The following is a 23,199-nucleotide window of genomic DNA, read 5'->3' as shown; positions in this document are numbered from 1 at the left end:
TTTAGCAGTAGAAATAGCTGCGGCAACAACGGGTTGGGGCGCGTGCGCCCCCGAAGTTTGGAGACGGAATACACCCAACATGGTCAAGCGCAACGAAGCGACCGAAGATAAACAGGTGCGCGACCTGCGGCCAAGGCCGGTCAGGCTCACGAGCGACATGAGCCTGCCGAAGCTTTCGGCAGTGGAGGCAGGCAGCTATGTGGCCGCGCTTGCCGGCATGTGGGCGATCCTGCACCTGAACCTGCTCGGGGCGCTGCTCGCGGGCATGCTCGTCTTCCAGCTCGTGCATACCATTTCGCCGATCATCGAGCGGCGCATGTCGAGCAGCCGCGCGCGCTGGCTCTCCGTGGTGCTCGTCTCCATCGTGATCGTGGGCATCCTCACGGGCCTCACCGTGGGCGTGATCGAGCAGTTCGAAAACGACGTGCCGAGCGTGCAGAAGGTCATGGCGCAGATGATGACGTTCGTCGATCAGGCGCGCGGGCGCATCCCCGAGTCCATCGCCGCGTATCTGCCCGTGGACGTCGCCCAGATGAAGCTCAAGGCGCTCGCGCTCATGCACGAGCACGCCACGCAGCTCGGCCAGGGCGGCAAGAACGCGGCGCGCATCTTCGGGCATATTGTGATCGGCATGATCATCGGCGCGATCATCGCCATCGGCGCGCAGAAGAACGCCACGCGGCTGCCGCTTTCCACGGCGTTCGTCACGCGCGTGTCCCGTTTCGCCGACGCGTTTCGCCGCATCGTGTTCGCGCAGGTGAAGATTTCGGCCATCAACACGGTGTTCACGGGCCTTTTCCTGCTGCTTGCGCTGCCGGTGTTTCATGCGCCGCTGCCGCTCGCGAAGATGCTGGTCGTGGTGACCTTCGTGGTGGGCCTGTTGCCCGTGATCGGCAATCTGATCTCGAATACGCTGATCGTCGCCATCGCGCTCACCGTGAGCCTGCCCGCGGCAGTCACGGCGCTCGTGTTCCTCATCCTCATTCACAAACTCGAATACTTCCTGAACGCGCGCATCGTGGGCGGCCAGATCGAGGCGCGCACGTGGGAACTGCTCGTTGCGATGCTCGTGATGGAAGCCGCGTTCGGCATTCAAGGCGTGATCGCCGCGCCTGTTTTTTACGCCTATATCAAGCGCGAACTGATTTATCTGCGGCTTGTTTGAGGCGCCCTGCCCCACGCTCGCGCGCGGCCTTCAGTGCCCGCGCGGCTCGCCTGGCGCGTCCGTCATCCCGTCGTGCTCGATCGCATAGATCGCCACCTGCACGCGGCTCGATAAATTGAGCTTGCGCAGAATATTGCGCACGTGGATCTTCACCGTGCTCTCGGCGAGGTCGAGCGTGCGCGCAATCTCCTTGTTGCTCGCGCCGCGCGCCAGTTCGCGCACGATGTCGCGCTCGCGCGCCGTGAGCGTCTCCGCACTCGCGCGCGCGGCGCCGGGCGCGCCTGGCGTTCCCGGCGCGCCGCTCGCGCCGACGGAGTGAGCGGGCTTGCGCATCTGCTCCACGAGCTTCGCCGTCATATGCTCGGTGATGACCGGCTGGCCGCTCGCGGCCTTGCGGATCGCCGCCACCAGCGCGTCGGCGTCGATGCTCTTGAGCAGAAAGCCGCGCGCCCCCGCGCGCATCGCGGCAGTGAGTTCGTCGGCTTCCTCGGAGACAGTGAGCATCACGACCGCCGCTTCCGGCAGGTCTTCCACGAGCAGTTGCAGCGTTTCGAGCCCGGAGAGACCCGGCATGTTCAGGTCGAGCAGGATGACGTCGGCCCGGTGCTGCTTCGCGCGCTTGACGCCCTCCACGCCGTCCGACGCCTCGCCCACCACTTGCAGGTCGGGCTGGCGCTGCAGGAGCGCGCTCACGCCGGAGCGAAAGAGCGTGTGATCGTCGATGAGCAGGATGCGTATGGTCATGGGATTCGTTTTATTGTCGTGGGGCCTTACGCGGCCAGGCGGCTCGCGGCGGGCAGCACCAGTTCGACGCGCGCGCCGCGTCCCGGCGCGCTTTGCAGCGTGAGCACGGCAGCAAGACGACGCGCGCGCTCATGCATGATGTGAAAGCCCACGTGCGATTCGCCGCGCGAGGCGATATCGGCGGGATCGTAGCCCACGCCGTCGTCCTCGATCGTGAGGCGGAAGTCGCGCGCATTCACCACACTGACCTGCATGTGCAGCGCCTCGGCGTGCTTGCGCGCATTCGAAAGCGCCTCCTGCAAGACGAAGAGCACCTGCAACTGCTGGTCGGGCGGCAGCGGCGGCCCGTCTTCGTCGCGATAGTCGAGCGTCAGCTCGGCGTCCGACTGGCGGCGAAAACGCGCCACGGTGTCCTCCACGGCGAGGCGCAGCTTGCCCGGGCCGAGCTTCGTGCGGAAATTCAGCAGCAGCTCGCGCACGTCGTCGTAGCTTTCTTCCACGCCGCCCGCGAGCAGCGGCACGATCTCGCGAATCTCGTCGAGATCGCCGCGCTGCGCCGCGCCGTCGAGCAAATGCACCTGCATCTTCAGGAAGCTCAGGCTTTGCGCGATGCTGTCGTGCAGCCCTTGAGCGACAAGATTGCGCTCCTCGGATACGGCAAGCTGACGCCCGAGCGCCACGAGCCGCCGGTTCATGAGCGCCACGCCGAGGTGACGCCCGAGCGTCTGAAGCAACTGGACGCCCGACGGCGGAATTTCCCGCTCGCGGCGGAAGTGCAGCGAAAACGTGCCGAGCGTCTCGTTCTGCGCGACGATGGCCGAGACCGCGACGCTCACGAAGCCCGCCTTCAGGCAGCGTTGCGCGAAGGCGCCGCCTGGGTCGCCCGGCTGCGCCATCAGGCCGAATACGACCGGCGCCTGCGCCGTTGCGACGCCGCACGTGCAGTCCGCCGCCGGCATGCAGTGTTCCGCGCGCGTGATCGATTCGGGCATGCCTTCCGAGACCAGCAGGTGCAGATTGCCGTCGTCGGGCGAAACGACGCGCACCGTGCCGCCGTCGGCGTCGAATTCGCGCATCACGCGCGTGAGGAAATCGTGGCACACGCTTTCCGCCGGGCCGGGCGTGTTGAGAAACGCCGCCATTTCGTAGAGCGTGGCGAGTTCGCGGTTTTGCGCGGCCAGTTGCGCGGTCTTGGCGTCCACGCGCTCGGCCAGGTCCTGGTACAGCGCCTGCAGCTCCGCGACCATGCGGTTGAAGCCTTGCGTGAGATGACCGAATTCGTCGGACGTTTCGACCGGCAAGCGCGTGTCGAACTCGCGCGCCTCGATGCGCGCGAGCCCGTCCTGCAAGCGCTGCACGGGCGCGACGAACCACTGGTAAAGCAGATAGACGATCGCCATGGTGCCCACGCACGAAAGCGCCGCGAGCGCGACCTGCGAAATGCGCAGCCACGCGGTCTTGCGCGCGTTCTCGCGCTCGATCAGGCTCACCAGCCGGTTCGCCTCGTCGACGAAACCGGGCAGCAGGCCGATATACGTCGAAGGCTCGCCGCCGCTCGCCGCGAGATCGGTCAGCGCAGCGGGCTTGAGCGCCTGGTTCCAGGCGGTCGCGACGCGATCGAACTGCGCATGGATGCCGGCATCGGCGGGAAGAAAGAGCGGCCGCGCCGGGTCGCCGTCGCGCAATTCGCGCAGAGTCCCGTCGAGCTGGCGCATCTGGGCGTCGACCTGCGCGGGCTTGCCGGTGCGCGCTTCCCACAGGGCGATCGCCACCGCGTTCGCGCGCATGCGCAGGCTGCCCGCGTCGTTGATCGCGGCGCCGCCGCCTTCGAGCTGCCAGGAGAGCCAGAGCGTGCCGCCGATCATCGCGAGCACGAGCGCGAGCGCGACCGTGGAAAGCACGACGATGCGCGTGGAGAGCCGCCTCGGGAACGGCGCGGCCTGCGCGCCGGCCCCGGCGCCAGGAGCGCTGACGGGAGGGGGGACAGAAGCGGTTGCGGAATCGGAAGACGAGGTCATGGCCCGTACCGGGAATCGGCTGCGCCCAAACGGCGGCGCCTATGCCCTACATTATCTGACGGAGCGCGGCCGCCCGCGCGCCCGGTCGCGGTCGCAACGGCCAACTGCGACACTATGCGCCAGCTCAACTGCGTTGCCGGCGAGCCCGCGTATCGCGAAAAAAGCGGGGAATGCGAGCACGGCTCGCTCCCCGCAAGGAACGGCCATCCGCACGGCCGTCCAGAGGCAAACCCCGGCCGCTAGCGGCTGCGCACCAGTTGCCAGGCGCGCGAGAGATAGGTCACCGAGGCGAACCCGCTCCATACGTGCACGAGGCGCGTGAACGGGAAGATCACGAACAGCGTCATGCCCATGAAGAGGTGCAGGCGGAAGATGAGCGGGGCGCTCGCCACGTAGCTCGCGGCGTCGCCGCGGAACGTGACGATGTGCTGCGCCCAGGTCATGAGCCGCACCATCATCGCGCCGTCCATGTGGCTCGCCGATTCGCCGATGGTGGAAAGCCCGAGCAGCAGCGTGACGAGCAGCCACAGCAGCAGCACCTTGTCGCCCGCGCGCGTCACGGCGGAAACGCGCGCGTTCGAAAGCCGCCGGTGCAGCAGGATCGCGAGGCCCACCAGACACATCGAGCCCATCACCCCGCCCGCGACCATCGCCACGAGTTGCTTGACCGCATGCGGCACGCCGAGCCAGTCCCACACCGCAACGGGCGTGAGCAGGCCGAACAGATGCCCGAAGAAGAGCCCGAGCACGCCAACGTGAAAGAGAATGTTGCCGAGGCGCAGATGCCCGCGATAGAGCATTTGCGAGCTGTCCGCCTTCCACGTGTACTGCTCCCGCTCGAAGCGCGCGAGGCTGCCGAACAGGAAGATGGCGGCGGCGATATACGGGTAGATGCCGAACAAAAACTGGTTGAACGTGTTCATGGCGATTCCTTTGCGCAAGCGGTCGCGCAGTCAGCCGCGCAGTCAGCCGCGCGGGCAGCCGAATGAGCCGCGGCGTACTCCGCTCGCGGGTGGAATTGAACGACCTGCGGCGAGTTGCTCGCGCCGAACGCGTGCATGAGCGGCTCGACGCCATCCGCGCCGGTGCCGAAGCGTTCGAGCGCCTCGTCCATGTCGCGCACGGGCGCGCCCACGAGCGGCAGCGGCTCGACATCGCTCAGCTCGCACAGCACCGTGAAGATGCCCGCATACGGGCTTTCGCTCTGCTCAAGCTGGTTGCCGAGCGCCGCGAGCACGTGAATCGCCTCGCCCAGCAGCGCGCGCGCCTCGTCCTCATCGATCAGACCGAGCACTTCGAGAAAGAGCGGCACGTAGTCGGGCAGCTCGCTCGTCGCCACGTCGAGGCCGTGGTTGCGGTATTCGTCGAGCAGATCGACCATCGCCTGGCCGCGCGCGCGGCTCTCGCCGTGCACGTGCTCAAACAGATGCAGCGAATGGCGGGGATTGCGATCGAACGTGGCCACGTAGGCTTCCTGCGACTCGACGAGCGAGCGCTCGCGCAGCGTAGCGACGAGCGGCGCGAGTTCGCGCGCCTCGCAAGCGCCATTCGGTTCGGCTTCGAGCGCGGCTTCGATCTCGTCGAGCGCGTCGAGCAAGGGCTGCTCGGGATAATCGAGCAGCGCGGAAAGAACCGGATAAAGCGACATGATGGAGTCCTCCCGCTCAAGCTTGCGAAGGCGTCTTGCGACGCGACTTCGGCATATCCACGTACACCACGCTGCCTTCGGCCTTCGAGCCGAACAGCGCCCCCCCGGAAACGCCGCCCGAACATCCGTTGCCGAACGAGAAGCCGCAACTGCCCTTCTCGTTGAACGAGTCCTCGACCATTTCCTTGTGCGACGACGGCACGACGAAGCGGTCCTCGTAGTTCGCGATCGCCATGGTGCGGTACATGTCCTCGACCTGCCCGGGCGTGAGGCCCGCGCGCTTGAGCACCGCGTTGTCGTTCACGCCGTTCACGGCCTGGGTACGCTTGTAAGCGCGCATCGCCAGCATGCGGTTGAGCGCTGAAATCACGGGCTTTTCGTCGCCGGCGGTGAGCAGGTTGGCGAGATAGCGCATGGGAATGCGCAAGCTCGCCACGTCGGGAATCACGCCGTCCATGCCGATATGGCCCGCGTCCGCGGCCGACTGGATCGGCGAAAGCGGCGGCACGTACCAGACCATCGGCAGCGTGCGGTACTCGGGGTGCAGCGGGAACGCGATCTTCCACTCCACGGCCATGCGGTACACGGGCGAGCGCACGGCCGCGTCGAGCCAGCTTTGCGGCACGCCCTGGCGGCGCGCCTCGGACTGAACGGCGGGATCGTGCGGATCGAGGAATACGTCGAGTTGCGACTGATACAGATCCTGCGTCGACTCGACCGATGCCGCCTCGCTGATACGGTCCGCGTCGTAGAGCATCACGCCGAGATAGCGGATGCGGCCCACACACGTTTCCGAGCACACGGTAGGCTGCCCCGCCTCGATGCGCGGATAGCAGAAGATGCACTTCTCGGCCTTGCCGCTCTTCCAGTTGAAGTACATCTTCTTGTACGGGCAACCGGAAATGCACATGCGCCAGCCCCGGCACTTGTCCTGATCGACGAGCACGATGCCGTCGTCTTCGCGCTTGTACACCGAGCCCGAAGGGCACGACGCCACGCACGCGGGATTCAGGCAGTGCTCGCACAGGCGCGGCAAATACATCATGAATGTGTTCTCGAAGCTCGAATACATCTCCTTTTGCACGTTCTCGAACAGCTTGTCGCGGCTGCGCGACGAGAACTCGCCGCCCAGGTCGTCTTCCCAGTTAGGACCCCAATGGATCTTGTCCATCTTCTTGCCGGTGATGACCGACACGGGGCGCGCCGTGGGCGGCGTCTGCGAGAGGCGCGCCTTCTGCAGATGCTCGTAGTCGTACGTGAACGGCTCGTAGTAGTCGTCGATGGCGGGCAGGTTCGGGTTCGCGAACAGGTTGGCCAGCACCTTGAGCTTCGGGCCCTGGCGCGGCTCGATCTTGCCGCCCGGGTTGCGCACCCAGCCGCCGTTCCACTTCTCCTGGTTCTCCCATTCCTTCGGATAGCCGATGCCGGGCTTCGTCTCGACGTTGTTGAACCACGCGTACTCCACGCCATCGCGCGACATCCACACGTTCTTGCACGTGACGGAGCACGTGTGGCAGCCGATGCACTTGTCGAGGTTCAGGACCATCGCCACCTGCGCGCGGATTTTCATGATGCTGCTCCTTCCTCATCGTTGCCAAGCGGGCCTTCGAGCCACTCGACCTTCTTCATCTTGCGCACGATCACGTACTCGTCGCGATTGCTGCCGACCGTGCCGTAATAGTTGAAGCCATATGCAAGCTGCGCGTAGCCGCCGATCATGTGCGTGGGCTTGAGCACCGTGCGCGTGACCGAGTTGTGAATGCCGCCGCGCATGCCGCTCGTTTCCGCGCCCGGCACGTTGATGATCTTTTCCTGCGCGTGATACATGAGGCACATTCCGCGCGGCACGCGTTGGCTCACCACCACGCGCGCCGTGAGCGTGCCGTTCACGTTGAACACTTCGACCCAGTCGTTATCGACGAGCCCCGCTTCCTTCGCCTCGGCCTCCGAGACCCACACGTGCGGGCCGCCGCGCGAGAGCGTGAGCATGCGCAGGTTGTCCGTGTAAGTGGAATGGATGCCCCACTTCTGGTGCGGCGTGATCCAGTTCAGCACGAGTTCGCGCTCGCCGTTGGGCTTCGCGCCGAGCATGGGCGAGGTTGTCTTCGTGTCGATGGCGGGCTTGTAGTTGCACAGGCCCTCGCCGAAGTCGAGCATCCAGCGGTGATCCTGATAGAACTGCTGACGGCCCGTGAGCGTGCGCCAGGGAATCAGCTCGTGCACGTTCGTATAGCCGGCGTTGTAACTCACCTCTTCCGATTCGAGCCCCGACCACGTGGGCGCGGAGATGATCTTGCGCGGCTGCGCCTGCACGTCGCGAAAGCGGATCTTGTCGTGCTCGCGGCCCTCGGCCAGATGCGTGTGATCGCGGCCCGTGATCTTCGAGAGCGCGTCCCACGCTTTCACCGCCACGTGGCCGTTGGTTTCGGGCGCGAAGGTGAGGATCATCTCGGCGGCGTCGATGGCCGTTTCCAGACGCGGGCGCCCCTCGCCCGCGCCGCGGTTGGGCTGAACGCCCGTGAGCTGCGCGAACTCGCCCACCTCGTGCACCGTGTTCCAGTTGATGCCCTTGCCGCCGTTACCGAGCTTTTCGAGCAGCGGCCCGACCGAGGTGAACTTGTTGTAGATCTCGCGATAATCGCGCTCCACGAGCGTCATCGAAGGCGCGGTCTTGCCGGGGATGAGATCGCATTCGCCAAGCCGCCAGTCCTTCGGCTCGAACGCCTGGCCCAGTTCGCCCGGCGTGTCGTGCATGAGCGGCGTGCACACGAGGTCCGTGCGCGTGCCCAGATGCGCGCCGCCGATCTCCGAAAACTTCTTCGCAATGGCCTTGTAGATTTCCCAGTCGGTCTTGCTCTCCCACAGCGGCTGCACCGCCTCCGAAAGCGGATGGATGAACGGGTGCATGTCCGAGGTGTTGAGGTCGTCCTTTTCGTACCACGTGGCCGAGGGCAGCACGATATCGCCGTAGAGGCACGTCGTGCTCATACGGAAATCGAGCACGGTGAGCAGGTCGAGCTTGCCTTCGGCCGCTTCGCGCACCTTCACTTCGGACGGCTTGATGGCGTCGGTTTCGTCGCCGAACAGCGCGTTCTGCGTGCCGAGCAGGTACTTGAGGAAGTACTCGTGGCCCTTGCCCGAACTGCCCATGATGTTCGAGCGCCACACGAACATGTTGCGCGGGAAGTTCGCGGGGTTGTCGGGGTCGTCGCAGGCGAAGTTCAAGGCGCCCGACTTCAGTTGATCGACGGTGTACTGCACCGGCGGCACACCCGCGCGCTGCGCGGCGTCCACCACGTCGAGCGGATTCGCGCCCAGTTGCGGCGCCGAAGGCAGCCAGCCCATGCGCTCGGACTTCGCGTTGAGGTCGAGCATCGAGAGGTTCTTGTAGCGCGCGCGGTCGGCGCCCGGGCCGAGAATCTCGTCGACGCTCACCTTTTCGTGACGCCACTGGCTCGTGTGGTTGTAGAAGAACGAGGTGCCGTTCATCTGGCGCGGCGGGCGCGACCAGTCGAGCGCGAACGCGAGCGGCGCCCAGCCGAATTGCGGGCGCAGCTTTTCCTGGCCCACGTAATGCGCCCAGCCGCCGCCGCTCTGGCCGATACAACCGCACATCATCAGCAGATTGATGATGCCGCGGTAGATCATGTCGTTGTGATACCAGTGATTGAGCGCCGCGCCCACGATCACCATGCTCTTGCCGCGCGTGCGGTCGGCGTTGTCGGCGAATTCGCGCGCCACCTGGATCACGAGCTTGCGCGGCACGGTGGTGTGCTTCTCCTGCCACGCGGGCGTGCAAGGCACGTCGTCGTCATAAGTGGACGCGACGTTCGGGCCGCCCAGGCCCTGATCGACACCGTAATTGGCCATCTGCAGGTCGTAGACGGTGGCCACCAGCGCGCTCGTGCCGTCCGCCAGCGCCACGCGCTTCACGGGCACGCGGCGCGCGAGCAGCGCGCCATGTTCGCCGCCGAAGTACGGGAATCCCACTTCGACTACTTCGTCGTGCTGATCGACGAGCGACAACAGCGGGTCGATTTCGCGCCCGCTGCCGCCGTCCTTCATTTCGAGGTTCCAGCGGCCCACCTTTTTGCCGCTGTCGTGCTCGCCTTCGCCCCAGCGAAAGCCGATCGAGCCGTTCGGCGCGACGATGTCGCCCGTGGCCGAATCGATGGCGAGCGTCTTCCATTGCGGGTTGTTCGCTTCGTCGAGATTCGCGGCGAGTTGCGACGCGCGCAGGAACTGGTCCGGCACGAGCGCGCCGTCGCGCCGGCCAAGCGCGACGAGCATCGGCATGTCGGTGTACTGCTTCACGTAGTCGCGGAAGTACGCGGATTTGCCGCTCGCGTGGAACTCCTTGAGCACCACGTGGCCCATCGCGAGCGCGAGCGCCGCGTCGGTGCCCTGCTTCGGCGCGAGCCAGATGTCGCCGAACTTCACCATCTCGCCGAAGTCGGACGACACCGCCACCGTCTTCGTGCCCTTGTAGCGGACCTCGGTGTAGAAGTGAGCGTCGGGCGTGCGCGTTTGCGGCACGTTCGAGCCCCACACCATGAGATACGTGGAGTTGTACCAGTCCGCCGATTCGGGCACGTCGGTCTGCTCGCCCCACACCTGCGGCGAGGAAGGCGGCAAGTCGCAATACCAGTCGTAGAACGAGAGGCACGCGCCGCCGATCAGGCTCAGGTAACGCGCGCCCGCGGCATAGGACACCATCGACATGGCCGGAATGGGCGAAAAGCCGACCACGCGATCGGGACCGTATTTGCCGATGGTGTAGGCGTTGGCCGCCGCGATCATTTCGGTCGCCGTGTCCCAGCCCGCGCGCACGAACCCGCCCTGGCCGCGCGCACGCTTGTAATGCGCGGCCTTCTTCGGGTCCTCGACGATCGAAGCCCATGCCTCGACGGGATCGAGCGTCTTGCGCGCCTCGCGCCACATCTCGATCAGGCGGCCGCGAATCATCGGATACTTCACGCGTTGCGCCGAATACACGTACCAGCTATACGATGCGCCTCGCGGGCAGCCGCGCGGTTCGTGATTGGGCAGGTCCGCGCGCGTGCGCGGATAGTCGGTCTGCTGCGTTTCCCACGTGATCAGGCCGTTCTTCACATAGACCTTCCACGAGCACGAGCCCGTGCAGTTCACGCCGTGGGTGGAGCGCACGACCTTGTCGTGCTGCCAGCGGCTGCGATAGCCGTCTTCCCATTTGCGGTCCTCGTTCACCACCGCGCCGTGACCCTTCGAAAACGTCGACTTCACGCGCGACATGAACTTCAACCGGTCCAGAAAATAACTCATCAGGTTCTCCGGGACTGCTGCTGGAATCGATCGATCGCGCCTGTCGCCGTCCACACACGTGTGGCGCCGCGCGCTCGTATCGTTGCCGAGTATGGCGAGCAGGCGCTTGCCTGCCCATTCGTCAAGGGGAGAGTTCGGGCGGCGCAATGGGATGAGTCCGCACGCGCCGCGCTACTCTCAAAGGACTAGTCCTCGCGGGACCTAGCAAGGCATGGAAGCGTTGCGGCGCGCGTAGAACAGCCACGTCACCGCCGCGCACACCACGTAGAAGCCGATGAAACACACGAGCGCGCCCACCGGCGAGCCGGTCATGTCGAGCGACGTGCCGAAGCTCTTCGGAATGAAGAAGCCGCCGTACGCGCCCATCGCGCCCGCGAAGCCGAGCACCGCCGCCGATTCCTTGCCCGCTTCGGCGAGCGCGCCGTGCTGCGCCGCGTCGCCTTTGCCCTTCGCCGCGCGTTGATGCTGCGTGAGGAAGATCACGGGAATCATGCGGAAGGTCGAGCCATTGCCGATGCCGGTGAGCGCGAACAGCACGACGAACATCGCGAGGAAGCCGGCAAAGCTGCCCTGTGCGCCGCCCAGCGCGCCGCCCGGCAGGAACGCGATCACGCCCACCACTGCGACGATCATCGCGAGGAAGGTCCAGAGCGTCACGCGCGCGCCGCCGAGCTTGTCCGAGATCCAGCCGCCAACGGGGCGCGTAAGCGCGCCGGCGAGCGGCCCGAGGAACGCCCATGCGGTCGGGTTGATGGCGGGGAATTCCGCCTTCGTGAGCAGCGCGAGGCCCGCCGAAAAACCGATGAACGAGCCGAACGTGCCGACATAAAGAAAGCACATGATCCAGTTGTGCGCGCGGCGGAAGATCACGGCCTGCTCGCTGAACGAGGCCTTCGCGTCGGCGATGTCGTTCATGCCGAACCATGCGGCGATCGAGGAGACGACGATGAGCGGAATCCACACGAAGCCCGCGTTCTGCAGCCAGATGCTGTGCTCCACACCGTTCTTCACGTAGCTCTGGCCGTCGCCGAGCAGGCCCGCGAACACGGCCGTCGAGATGACGATGGGCGTGACGAACTGCACGAGCGAAACGCCGAGGTTGCCGATGCCCGCATTGAGGCCGGTGGCGAAACCTTTACGCGCCTTCGGAAAGAAGAAGCTGATGTTCGCCATCGACGAGCTGAAGTTCGCGCCGCCAAGCCCGCACAGCAGGGCGAGCACGAGCAGGGTCGAATACGAAGTGGCCGGATCGCGCAGCGCGAAGCCCATGCCGATGGCCGGGATCAGAAGGCTCGCCGTGGAGATCGCGGTGAAGCGGCGGCCGCCGAAAATCGGCACGAGAAACGAATAGAAAATGCGCAGCGTGGCGCCCGAAAGCGCAGGCAGCGCCGTGAGCCAGAAGAGTTCGTTCTTCGTGAAGTGAAAGCCGCCCTTGTCGAGATTGACGACCGTGACGCTCCACAGCGACCACACCACGAACGCCAGCATCAGCGCGGGGATCGAAATCCAGAGGTTACGGGTGGCGATCTGCTCGCCGGAAGCCTGCCAGAACGCCTTGTTCTCGGGCTCCCATTGGGTCAGGAGATATTTGGACATGATTGTGCTCTTACAGTAGGCGCGCCGCACGCGCGGCGCGATTGGGATCATTCGGAGTACGTGGTTTTCTCGAGTGCCGGCGTCGCCGCCCGAACCTTGCTCGCGAGCTTCGCGCTACCGTGCGCAAGCGCCTCGGGGCGAAACGAGAAGTGCATGAACAGCAGGCTCACCACGGTCGCGCCGAACATCAGCATGAAACAGGTGGTGCGAACGCCCGTGAGGTCGACGAGCAGCCCGAACAGGATCGGCAGCACGAAGCCCGCGAGACCACCCGCCAGCCCCACGACGCCCGACACAGCGCCGATGTTGTCGGTGTACTCGTCGCCGATGAACTTGAAGACCGATGCCTTGCCCACCGCCATCGCAATGCCGACCACGAACATCAGCGCCGTGTAGAACACCGGCCCCGTGCTGATGTGCAGACCAATCGGGCCATGCGCGCCATGGATCGTGAAGTCGGTCGGCGGGTAGCTGAGCAGGAAGAAGCACGCGAGCGCGACCCACATCACCGCCCACGTCGTGCGATAGGCGCCGTAGCGGTCGGAAAGCCAGCCGCCGAGCGCGCGCAGCACGCCGCCGGGCAGCGAGAAGCAGGCGGCGAGAAAGGCGGCATGCTCGATGCCGAAGCCGTACTGATTCACGTAGTACTGCGGCATCCACAACGAAAGGCCCACATAGCCGCCGAATACAACCGAGTAGTACTGCGCATAGCGCAGCACGCGCGGGTCGGCCAGCACGCGCATCTGGCTCGCCACGGTGGCCGTGCCGGACACGCGGTGCGCCGGGTTGCTTGCGGAGAACATCCAGAACAGCAGCGCGGTCACGAGCATCGCGACGGCGTAGACCTTCGGCACGATGGTCCACGTGCCGGCGGCGACGATCAGCACGGGCGCCACGAACTTGTTGAGCGCGGCGCCCGAATTGCCCGCGCCGAAGATGCCCATGGCAAAACCCTGGCGCGACTTCGGGAACCAGCGCGCGACATAGGGCGTGCCCACCGAAAACGACGCCCCGGCGAAGCCCACGAACAGGCCGAGCACGAGGAATTGCCAGAGCTGCGTCGCGTACGAGACGAGCCAGATCGGCACGATCGTCGCGAGCATGGTGATGAAGAAGACGATGCGGCCGCCCACGCGATCGGTCCAGATGCCGAGCGGCACGCGGGCCAGCGAGCCGGTGAGCACGGGCATCGCGGCGATCAGGCCGAATTCGGTGTCGGTGAGGTTTAGCTGCTTCTTGAGCGGAATGCCGAGGATCGCGAACATCATCCAGACGGCGAAGCAGATCGTGAACGCGAAGGTGCTCGATCCGAGCACGCGCCAGGCGCGGCTATCGGCAACCGGTTCCGCCTGCGGGGATGGGGCGGCTTTCATGTTTTTCCCTCTTGTCCATTCGTTGACGTGACAAGGGTAGGAAAGACGAAAGGAGCGGACTATTCTCCGCAGGGAGTGCGCGACGATGCGCCGCTAGAACTTAAGGAGTAGTACGGGGGGGAACGAGCGGGCGCGGAAGAAATATCGCAAGCATGCGAATGCGCCAGTGATCAACAAGAATATTTGAAAAAGCCGTAGCGCGTCATGAAACACGCTACGGCATGGTGTCGCACGCAATCGATAACGATCAGCGGAAAACCACCGTCTTGTGCCCGTTGAGCACGATGCGATGCTCCACGTGCCACTTCACCGCGCGCGCAAGCGTCACGCATTCCACGTCGCGGCCGATGGCGGTGAGCTGGTCCGGCGTCATGTTGTGATCCACGCGCTCCACTTCCTGCTCGATGATCGGGCCTTCGTCGAGATCGGACGTCACATAGTGCGCCGTCGCGCCGATGAGCTTCACGCCGCGGTCGAACGCCTGGTAATACGGCTTCGCGCCCTTGAAGCTCGGCAGGAACGAATGGTGGATGTTGATCGCGCGGCCTTCGAGCGCCTCGCAAAGCTGCGGCGAAAGAATCTGCATGTAGCGCGCGAGCACGACGAGATCGGCGCCCTCGCGGTTCACCACTTCGAGCACGCGCGCTTCCTGCGCGGCCTTGTCGGCGTCCGTGCCGCCGAGCAGCGGGAAGTGATGAAACGGAATGTTGTAGCTCGCGGCGAGTTGATAGAAGTCCTTGTGATTCGAGATGATCGCCGGAATCTCGATAGGCAACTGGCCGGTGCGATAGCGGAACAGCAGGTCGTTCAGGCAATGGCCGATCTTCGAGACCATGAGGACGACGCGCGGCTTCACGTTCGCATCATGCAGTTCCCAGCGCATGCCGAACTCCTGCGCGAGCGGCTCGAACGCGCTGCGCAGGCCCGTCAGGCCCGGATCGCCGCCCACCTGCTGGAAATGCACGCGCATGAAGAACTCGCCCGTGTGGCTGTCGCCGAACTGGGCCGAGTCGAGAATATTGCTGCCGCGCTCGAACAGAAAGCCCGACACGGCATGCACGATGCCCGGCCGGTCGGCGCACGACAGTTTGAGGATGAAGCTGTGATCGGTCGACATGACCTTGGTGACTCCCATCAATTGCCCGGTATTTCAAAGGGTTTGCTAAAAACGCCCTTTCACAGCGTCGGCGGTTCGAAGATCGCGGCAATGCCCTCGCACGCGTCTTCGTCTATCCATTGGCGGCGCAGCAGGCAGTCGAGCGTCGCGAGGCTCGCGTCCACCGTCATCGCGCCCTCCTCGATCCAGCGCGCGGCTTCGTCGATGCGCGCGAGGCGATGTTCGCCCACTTCGCCGTCCTGGTTGTGCGGCACGAAGTCGGCCGGAAGCACGAGATCGTAGATGAAGATCTGCTCGGCCTGCGTGCCTTCCGGCAGCGACTGCAGCACGTGGACGATGCGGCCCGCGCGCGCCTCGCGCGCGAGGTCCTCGGCGATGCCCGCTTCTTCCCAGCATTCCTTCACGAGCGTGGCTTCGATGCCGAGGCCCCAGCCGATGCCGCCCGCCACGACGTTATCGAGCATGCCGGGGTCCGTCGCCTTGGTGTCGCTGCGGCGCGCGATCCATAGCTGCGGCGCGTGATCCGCATATTCTACGACGCCGTTCAAATGCACCGCGTATGTCATCGTGCCGAAGAAGCGCGAGGCCGCGCGTTCGATAAAGGCGAGCGGCGGCGCGTCGAACGCATTGCGGATCGCGTAGGTTTCGTCGCGCCAGCCCGGAATGTGCCCTTGTGCCGCGAGCGCGCCGATCACCGAACCGAGCGCGGCGCTGCGGGCATCGACCGTGTCGAACCGCGGGGCGAGCGTCACGCGCGCGCTGGCGGCATCGCCGTCGATCTCGAACACGTCGGGCCAGCGCGCGAGCCGCGCCACGTCGTTTTCGCGTATCCAGCCCACGCGCTCGTCGCCGATATGAAACGGCAGATGCGCGCCGGCATCGAAACGCCGCGCGTCGATAATGCAAGGCAAGGTCATCGGTCAGGACTCCGTAGATCAGTCGCGCAGGGCGATGCGAATGCCGATGGCGATGAAGGTGAGGCCGGCGAGCCGGTCGAGCCACACGCCCGCGCGCGGGCGGCGCTTCAACCAGCTTCCGATCGTGCCCGCGCACAGCCCGAAGATCGAGAACACCACCACCGTCTGCGCCATGAACGCGAGGCCGAGTTCGAGCATCTGCAGCGTGACGCTTTGCGCGCCGTGCGCATCGACGAACTGCGGCAGGAACACGACGAAGAAGAGCGTCACCTTCGGATTCATCATGTTGCCGAGCACGCTCTGGCGAAAGATCGAGGAAAGCGGCTGGCGCGGCCGGTCGCCGGCGGCGGCGAGGCCCTGGCTGCGCAGCGCCTTCACGCCGATCCACACGAGATACGCGGCGCCCGCGAGCTTGAGGATCTGGAACGCGAGCGGCGACGAGCGCAGCACGGCGGCCACGCCGAGCGTGGCGAGCGTGATGTGGAACGTCACGCCCGCGGCGAAGCCGAGCGCGGCCACGAGACCGGCGGCGCGGCCCTGCGAGATGCCGCGCGCGAGCACCTGGAGGTTGTCGGGACCAGGCGCGAACGTGATGGCGATGGAGGTGGCGAGAAAGAGCGCGAAATTCGGCATGAGATCGACCCCGGTTTCAGTGGCCGCCGAAGGCGGTCACGGTGAAGAGCGGCAGGCCGGCATCGGAGAGCAGCTTCGAGCCGCCGAGGTCGGGCAGGTCGATGATCGCGGCGCCCTCCACCACGCTCGCGCCGAGGCGCTCCAGCAGCAGCTTGCCGGCCATCATCGTGCCGCCGGTGGCGATCAGGTCGTCGACGATCACGACGCGCTCGCCCTTGCCGCAGGCGTCCTCGTGAATCTCGACGGTCGCTTCGCCGTATTCGAGCTTGTAGGTTTCGGAAACGGTTTTGTACGGCAGCTTGCCGATCTTGCGGATCGGAATGAAGCCGACGTTCAGCTCGTAGGCGACGATCGGCCCGATGATGAAACCGCGCGCGTCGAGCCCGGCGACGTAGTCGAGCTTCGCGTCCACATAGCGCTCGACGAACAGGTCGATCAGCACGCGCAGGCCCTTCGGATGGCCGATGAGCGGCGTGATGTCGCGGAACTGCACTCCCGGCGCAGGCCAGTCGGGCACCGTGCGGATCAGGCTGTTCACGAACTGGGCCGCTTCGGCGCTCGGGTTCGCAGGTGCGTTGGACATGATTTCTCCGGGTTGTGACTCGAATGACGGGTAAGGCACGGCAGGACGGCTTAAACGGGGCGGGACCCGCGAGCCGCGAACCGCGAACCTCAGGCCGCCGCCGCGCCCGCGCCGGCCGAACCGGGCTTGCGATGCCGCGACAGCCGCTCCTCGGCCTGGGCGAGCTGCTCGGGCAAACCGCGCAGCACGACGATGTCGGCCTCGCGCAGCTTCGTCGACGGGTCCGGCTCCACGCCTCGGATGCCGTGGCGGCGAATCGCCGTCACCTCGACGCCGAGGTCGTACAGGCCCAGCTCCGCGAGCGTGCGGCCCACGGCGTCGGCGCGTTCGTCGACCGGTACGGATTGTAGCCGCACCTGCTCGTGACCGTCCTCGCCCACATCGTCGGTGCCGTGGAAGTAGCCGCGCAGGAGGCTGTAGCGCTCGTCGCGCAGTTCCTCCACGCGGCGCACCACACGGCGCATCGGCACGCCCATGATCACCAGCATGTGCGAGGCGAGCATGAGGCTGCCTTCCACGATCTCCGGGATGACTTCGGTGGCGCCCGCGGCGAGCAGGCGTTCGAGATCGGCGTCGTCGACCGTGCGCACGATCACGGGCAAGGTGGGCTCCAGTTCGTGAATGTGATGGAGCACGCGAAACGCCGATTGCGTATTGGCATACGTGATCGCCACGGCCGCCGCGCGATGAATGCCCGCCGCGACGAGCGACTCGCGCCGCGCCGCGTCGCCGAACACCACCGATTCGCCCGCCGCCGCCGCGGCCGCCACGCGGTCGGGATCGAGGTCGAGCGCGACGTACGAGAGGCCCTCGTATTCGAGCATGCGCGCGAGATTCTGCCCCGCGCGGCCGTAGCCGCACACGATCACATGGCCGCTTTGCTTGATGCTCTGCGTGGCGATGCGCGTCATCATCAACGACTGCTGCATCCATTCCGTCGAGGAAACGCGCAGCACGATGCGGTCGGCGTTCTGGATCAGGAACGGCGCGGCGAGCATCGACAGCAGCATGGCCGCGAGGATCGCCTGGAGCAGCGTCGGGTCGACAAGATGCTTGTCGAGAATGAGGTTCAGCAGCACGAAGCCGAATTCGCCGGCTTGCGCGAGGCCGAGGCCCGTGCGCATGGCCACGCCAGGCGAAGCGCCGAAAATACGCGTGAGCGCCGTGATGAGCACGGCCTTGAGCACGACCGGCCCGAAGAAGAACGCCGCCACCATCACAGGGTGCTGCCAGATCACGTGCGGGTTGAGCAGCATGCCCGTGGTCACGAAGAAGAGCCCGAGCAGCACGTCGCGAAACGGCTTGATGTCCTCTTCCACCTGGTGCCTGTACGGCGTTTCGGCGATCAGCATGCCCGCGATGAAGGCGCCGAGCGCGAGCGAGAGGCCGAACTTGTCGGTGATGAACGCCGCGCCCAGCGTGACGAGCAGCACGTTGAGGACGAACAGCTCCTGCGAGCGGCGCCGCGCGACCACATTGAACCAGCGCGTCATGAACTTCTGCCCGACGATGAGCAGAATGCCGAGCGCGAGCACGATCTTCACGGCCGCCGTGCCGAGCGATTCGACGAGCGACGCGCCCGAACCGCCGAACGCCGCGATCACGATGAGCAGGGGTACCACGGCCAGATCCTGAAACAGCAGCACGCCCAGAATGTTGCGGCCGTGCTCCGACTCGATCTCCAGCCGCTCGGAAAGCATCTTGCTGACGATGGCTGTAGACGACATGGCGAGCGCGCCGCCGAGCGCCACGCATGCCTGCCACGTGATATGCACCCACGGTTCCAGCACGAGCCCGAGCAGCAACGCCACGACGATCGTGCCCACCACCTGCGAAAGCCCGAGGCCGAACACGGCGTGGCGCATGGCGCGCAGCTTCGAGAGCGAAAACTCGAGCCCGATGGAGAACATCAGGAACACGACGCCGAACTCGGCCAGGTTCTGCGCGCCGTGCGTGTCCGGCACGATGCCGAGCGAGCGCGGGCCCACGAGAATGCCGACCGTGAGGTAGCCGAGCATCGGCGGCAAATTGAGATAACGGAACAGCACGACGCCGACCACCGAGGCGAGCAGGAGGAACAGCGTCATTTCCAGCGGGGAGATCATCGTGTGAAGCGTCCTCGTTCGTCAGCCGCGGTCTGCATGGGCGGCGAAGCAAATTCTGCCCCGCGCCGGGTCAATGATCGACGCAAAGGAGGCTGGATGGGAAGGGCTACGGAGAAAACGGCCAGGCAAGCCAGGCGGCCCGCGCGCGGGATTTTGGCGCTGGGAGCGCTGGCGCGGCGGCGAGACGCCTTTGCTATACTCCGCGGATGATAGCGAAAATCAATGGCGATCGGGCGCTGAAGCTCGCTCGCAACGTGCTCGACATCGAAGCGGACGCCGTGCGCGGGCTTCGCGACCGGCTCGACGACAACTTCGTCGGCGCGGTCGACCTCATCCTCAGTTGCCGCGGACGCGTGGTCGTTTCCGGCATCGGCAAATCGGGCCACATTGCCCGCAAGCTCGCGGCCACGCTGGCCTCCACGGGCACCCCGGCGTTCTTCGTGCATCCCGCTGAAGCGAGCCACGGCGACCTCGGCATGGTCACCGCGGACGACGTATTCATCGGCTTGTCGAACTCCGGCGAATCCGAAGAACTCGTGGCGATCCTGCCGCTCGTCAAGCGCATCGGCGCGAAGCTCATCGGCATGACGGGCAACCGCCCGCAATCGACGCTCGGTCAGCTTTCCGACGTGCATCTGGACGCCGGTGTGGAAAAGGAAGCTTGCCCGCTGAACCTCGCGCCCACCGCGAGCACGACAGCGGCGCTCGCGCTTTCCGACGCGCTCGCGGTCGCGGTGCTCGACGCGCGCGGCTTCGGCGCGGACGACTTCGCGCGCTCGCATCCGGGCGGCGCGCTCGGCCGGCGCCTCCTCACCTACGTGCGCGACGTGATGCGCACTGGCGACGAAATCCCGAAGGTGCGCGACGACGTGACCGTGCGCGACGCTCTCTTCCAGCTCACGGCCAAGCGCATGGGCATGACGGCGGTCGTCAACGCCGACGGCCACGTGCAAGGCATTTTCACCGACGGCGACCTGCGCCGCGTGCTCGAACGCATGGGCGATTTCCGCGACCTGCCGATCGCGCAGGTCATGACGAAAGGCCCGCGCACCATCGGCCCGGACCAGCTTGCCGTCGAAGCCGTGGAACTGATGGAGCGCTACCGCATCAATCAGATGCTGGTCGTCGATGCCGAAGGCACGCTGATCGGCGCGCTCAACATGCACGACCTGTTCTCCAAGAAGGTGATTTGATGGCAACCCCAATCGACGCAACCGCGCGCGCCGCGCGCGTGCGCCTCATGATTTTCGACATCGACGGTGTGCTCACCGACGGCGGCCTGCTCTTCACCGGCGCGGGCGACACGATGAAGGCGTTCAACTCGCTCGACGGCCACGGCGCGAAGCTCCTGCGCGAAGCCGGCATCGACACGGCCATCATCACCGGGCGCCGCTCGGAGATCGTCGCCGTGCGCGCGAAGGAACTGAAGATCACGCACCTGTGGCAAGGCGTGGAAGACAAGCGCGTGGCGTTCGCCGACCTGCTCTCGCAAACCGGCATCGCGCCCGAGGCATGCGGCTACATGGGCGACGACTGGCCCGACCTCGGCGTGATGCTCCAGGTCGGCTTCGCGGCCGCGCCCGCCAACGCCCATGCGGACGTGCTTTCGCGCGCCCATTGGGTGTCCGGCAAGGTGGGCGGCCACGGCGCCGTGCGCGAAGTCACCGACCTGATCCTGCGCGCGCAGAACCGTTACGACGCCATGCTCGCGCAAGCCTGCGCGCCGCTCGCCGGGACGTCGCTATGAGTCCGCAGTTCCGCCTCACTTCGCTCGTGCCGCTCGTGTGCGTCGCCGCGCTCGCCGGTTTCACGTGGTGGCTGCTGCAGGCCGTCCAGCCGCGCGAGAAGGAGGCGGCGCCGCGTGCGCTCACGCATACGCCCGACTATTTCGCCGACAACTTTTCGGTGTCGGAACTCGACCAGTCGGGCGCCACGCAGTACCGGCTCACGGCGACGCACATGGTTCACTACGAGGACGACGAGAACAGCGACCTCACGAACCCGGCCGTGCGCGCGTTCCAGCCCGGCAAGCCGATCGTCACGGCCACGGGCGAGCGCGGCACGGTCAACGCCGACGCCTCGATCGTCAATCTGTACGACAACGCGCGCATTCTGCGCGCGGCGGGCGCCGGCGATCCGGAAATGCAGGCTGATTCCGAGCATTTCAAAGTGCTCGTGAACGACGATGTGATCCTGACCGAAAAGCCGGTTAAACTTCGACGCGGCCTGTCGGTCATGACGGCCACCAGCGGCATGAACTACAACAATGTCTCCCGGGTCATCCAGCTCTTCGGCAACGTCCGTGGAGCCATCGCCCCGGCTGACTCCGGCGGCTCGTCCTGAACGCCGGGCCGTCCACGCAAGGCACGATTGCATGAACGATTCGCTTCCCCGTCCACTGAACGGCCGTTCGCCCGACGCACGCCGCGCCCGCTTCGCGGCGCTGATGGCGCTCGCGAGCGCGCTGCTGTTCGCCGGCCTCGCGCCCGCGGCCCACGCCGAGCGCGCCGACAAGGACAAGCCGCTCAATATCGAAGCGGACAACATGACGTATGACGATCTGAAACAGCAGACCGTCTTCACGGGCCACGTGGTCGCCACCAAGGGCACGATCCTCATCAAGGCCGACAGGCTCGTCGTCACGCAGGACCCGCAGGGCTACCAGTTCGCGACCGGCACCGTCGCGCCCGGCACGCCCGCCGAAAAGCTCGCCTACTTCCGCCAGAAGCGCGAAGGCCTCGACGAATACGTCGACGGCACGGCCGAGCGCATCGACTACGACGGCAAGCAGGACCTCACCACGCTCACGACGCGCGCCACGGTGCGCCGCCTGCAGGGCCTCTCGACGGTGATGGATCAGGTCCATGGCAGCGTCGTCACGTACGACGGCCAGAACGACTTCTACACGGCGCGCTCCGGCAAGGATGTCGCGGGTCCGGGCAATCCTACCGGCCGCGTTCGCGCCATGCTCTCGCCGCGCAACACCACCACGGGTGCACAGCCCGCGCCCGGCGCCCCGGCCGCGCTCACGCCGTCCACCAAGCTGCAGGAAGCGCCGCCACAGTGAATACCGTCACCGCCCCCCAAAGCTACGGCCGCCAACTGGCCGGCAAGTCGAGCACGCTCGTCGTGCGCAATCTGAAGAAACGCTACGGCTCGCGCACCGTCGTCAAGGACGTGTCGCTCGACGTGAAGAGCGGCGAAGTGGTCGGGCTGCTCGGCCCGAACGGCGCCGGCAAGACCACGTCGTTCTACATGATCGTGGGCCTCGTGCCGCTCGACGCGGGCGAGATCGACCTCGACGGCCAGTCCATCAGCCTGCTGCCCATTCACAAGCGCGCGGCGCTCGGCCTTTCGTATCTGCCGCAGGAAGCTTCGGTGTTCCGCAAGCTCACGGTCGAGGAAAACATCCGCGCCGTGCTCGAACTGCAGGTGGACGGCCACGGCAAACGTCTGTCGAAAGACATCATCACCGAGCGCGCCGAAGCGCTGCTCGACGAGTTGCAGATCGCGCATCTGCGCGAGAATGCCGCGCTCTCGCTTTCGGGCGGCGAACGCCGCCGCGTCGAAATCGCGCGTGCGCTCGCCACCGACCCGAGCTTCATCCTGCTCGACGAGCCGTTCGCGGGCGTGGACCCGATCGCCGTGCTGGAAATCCAGAAGATCGTGAAGTTCCTCAAGCAGCGCAACATCGGCGTGCTGATCACGGACCACAACGTGCGCGAAACGCTCGGCATCTGCGACCACGCGTACATCATCAGCGACGGCAGCGTGCTCGCGGCCGGCGCGCCCGGCGAGATCATCGAGAACGAAAGCGTGCGCCGCGTTTATCTCGGCGAACACTTCCGCATGTAAGCCCCCCGGGCGCGCCTCGCACACGGCGCGCCCATTCACCGCAGCGCCCGCCGGGGCGCGCGCGACCCGCTTTCGCGTTTTCCCGTCTCATCTTTCGGGTTTCCCCGTTTAATTCCGCGGTATCGACCTTGCCCCCAAAAAGGT

At 66.0% G+C, this 23,199-nt stretch carries 19 protein-coding genes; 6 read left to right on the top strand and 13 right to left on the bottom strand.

Annotated features, from left to right (window positions below; genetic code table 11):
- Positions 1 to 79 precede the first annotated feature (79 nt).
- Positions 80 to 1,165: an AI-2E family transporter gene (locus tag U5768_RS19275; protein WP_322031984.1), complete on the top strand. Its 1,086-nt coding sequence runs from the start codon at positions 80 to 82 to the stop codon at positions 1,163 to 1,165.
- Positions 1,166 to 1,195: 30 nt separating this feature from the next.
- Here U5768_RS19275 and U5768_RS19270 read toward each other — a convergent pair whose 3' ends face one another.
- The 13 genes from U5768_RS19270 to U5768_RS19210 form a co-directional block, all read right to left on the bottom strand.
- Positions 1,196 to 1,909 (bottom strand): response regulator transcription factor, encoded by a 714-nt coding sequence (locus U5768_RS19270; protein ID WP_322031983.1) that lies wholly within the window; start codon positions 1,907 to 1,909, stop codon positions 1,196 to 1,198.
- 26 nt (positions 1,910 to 1,935) lie between these two features.
- The gene (locus tag U5768_RS19265) at positions 1,936 to 3,927 is read right to left on the bottom strand and encodes a type IV pili methyl-accepting chemotaxis transducer N-terminal domain-containing protein (protein WP_322031982.1); all 1,992 of its coding nucleotides are present in this window, start codon (positions 3,925 to 3,927) and stop codon (positions 1,936 to 1,938) included.
- 239 nt (positions 3,928 to 4,166) lie between these two features.
- The gene (narI, locus tag U5768_RS19260; protein WP_322031981.1) at positions 4,167 to 4,850 is read right to left on the bottom strand and encodes a respiratory nitrate reductase subunit gamma; all 684 of its coding nucleotides are present in this window, start codon (positions 4,848 to 4,850) and stop codon (positions 4,167 to 4,169) included.
- Complete coding sequence (gene narJ / locus U5768_RS19255; protein ID WP_322031980.1) at positions 4,847 to 5,575, bottom strand: nitrate reductase molybdenum cofactor assembly chaperone; 729 nt, start codon at positions 5,573 to 5,575, stop codon at positions 4,847 to 4,849. Before narJ ends, narI begins: the two co-directional genes overlap by 4 nt.
- A 16-nt stretch (positions 5,576 to 5,591) precedes the next feature.
- On the bottom strand, positions 5,592 to 7,145 hold the full coding sequence (narH, locus tag U5768_RS19250) for a nitrate reductase subunit beta (RefSeq protein WP_322031979.1): 1,554 nt from the start codon (positions 7,143 to 7,145) through the stop codon (positions 5,592 to 5,594).
- Positions 7,142 to 10,876 (bottom strand): nitrate reductase subunit alpha, encoded by a 3,735-nt coding sequence (locus tag U5768_RS19245; RefSeq protein ID WP_322031978.1) that lies wholly within the window; start codon positions 10,874 to 10,876, stop codon positions 7,142 to 7,144. Before U5768_RS19245 ends, narH begins: the two co-directional genes overlap by 4 nt.
- A 201-nt stretch (positions 10,877 to 11,077) precedes the next feature.
- A complete protein-coding gene (locus U5768_RS19240) occupies positions 11,078 to 12,472 on the bottom strand; it encodes a NarK family nitrate/nitrite MFS transporter (RefSeq protein ID WP_322031977.1) in 1,395 nt (464 codons plus the stop codon).
- Between the two features lie 47 nt (positions 12,473 to 12,519).
- The gene (locus tag U5768_RS19235) at positions 12,520 to 13,845 is read right to left on the bottom strand and encodes a nitrate/nitrite transporter (RefSeq protein WP_322031976.1); all 1,326 of its coding nucleotides are present in this window, start codon (positions 13,843 to 13,845) and stop codon (positions 12,520 to 12,522) included.
- A gap of 247 nt (positions 13,846 to 14,092) precedes the next feature.
- Positions 14,093 to 14,962, bottom strand: coding sequence for a formyltetrahydrofolate deformylase (gene purU, locus U5768_RS19230; RefSeq protein WP_322031975.1), 870 nt, complete (start codon positions 14,960 to 14,962; stop codon positions 14,093 to 14,095).
- Positions 14,963 to 15,021: 59 nt separating this feature from the next.
- A complete protein-coding gene (locus U5768_RS19225; RefSeq protein WP_322031974.1) occupies positions 15,022 to 15,879 on the bottom strand; it encodes an NUDIX hydrolase in 858 nt (285 codons plus the stop codon).
- 18 nt (positions 15,880 to 15,897) lie between these two features.
- Positions 15,898 to 16,512, bottom strand: a complete 615-nt coding sequence (locus U5768_RS19220; RefSeq protein ID WP_322031973.1) for a LysE family translocator — start codon at positions 16,510 to 16,512, stop codon at positions 15,898 to 15,900.
- Between the two features lie 16 nt (positions 16,513 to 16,528).
- Entirely contained in the window at positions 16,529 to 17,095 is a 567-nt protein-coding gene (locus tag U5768_RS19215; protein WP_322031972.1) for an adenine phosphoribosyltransferase, read from the bottom strand.
- A gap of 89 nt (positions 17,096 to 17,184) precedes the next feature.
- The gene (locus U5768_RS19210) at positions 17,185 to 19,200 is read right to left on the bottom strand and encodes a cation:proton antiporter (RefSeq protein WP_322031971.1); all 2,016 of its coding nucleotides are present in this window, start codon (positions 19,198 to 19,200) and stop codon (positions 17,185 to 17,187) included.
- 206 nt (positions 19,201 to 19,406) lie between these two features.
- Here U5768_RS19210 and kdsD point away from each other — a divergent pair, with 206 nt between their 5' ends.
- From kdsD to lptB, 5 genes are read left to right on the top strand one after another with little or no spacing between them, the layout of a single operon-like run.
- A complete protein-coding gene (kdsD, locus tag U5768_RS19205) occupies positions 19,407 to 20,393 on the top strand; it encodes an arabinose 5-phosphate isomerase KdsD (RefSeq protein WP_322031970.1) in 987 nt (328 codons plus the stop codon).
- Positions 20,393 to 20,947, top strand: coding sequence for a 3-deoxy-D-manno-octulosonate 8-phosphate phosphatase (locus U5768_RS19200; protein WP_322031969.1), 555 nt, complete (start codon positions 20,393 to 20,395; stop codon positions 20,945 to 20,947). The genes kdsD and U5768_RS19200 overlap by 1 nt, the downstream gene beginning before the upstream one ends.
- Positions 20,944 to 21,543: an LPS export ABC transporter periplasmic protein LptC gene (lptC, locus tag U5768_RS19195; RefSeq protein WP_322031968.1), complete on the top strand. Its 600-nt coding sequence runs from the start codon at positions 20,944 to 20,946 to the stop codon at positions 21,541 to 21,543. The genes U5768_RS19200 and lptC overlap by 4 nt, the downstream gene beginning before the upstream one ends.
- 31 nt (positions 21,544 to 21,574) lie before the next feature.
- Positions 21,575 to 22,267 (top strand): lipopolysaccharide transport periplasmic protein LptA, encoded by a 693-nt coding sequence (gene lptA, locus U5768_RS19190; RefSeq protein ID WP_322031967.1) that lies wholly within the window; start codon positions 21,575 to 21,577, stop codon positions 22,265 to 22,267.
- Positions 22,264 to 23,055: an LPS export ABC transporter ATP-binding protein gene (lptB, locus tag U5768_RS19185; protein WP_322031966.1), complete on the top strand. Its 792-nt coding sequence runs from the start codon at positions 22,264 to 22,266 to the stop codon at positions 23,053 to 23,055. The genes lptA and lptB overlap by 4 nt, the downstream gene beginning before the upstream one ends.
- The last annotated feature ends 144 nt before the right edge of the window (positions 23,056 to 23,199 follow it).

It is taken from the genome of Paraburkholderia sp. J76 (assembly GCF_905220295.1).
GTDB lineage: Bacteria > Pseudomonadota > Gammaproteobacteria > Burkholderiales > Burkholderiaceae > Paraburkholderia.
The sequence above is the reverse complement of the archived record's forward strand: the minus strand, read 5'-3'. Positions and strand labels throughout refer to the sequence as shown.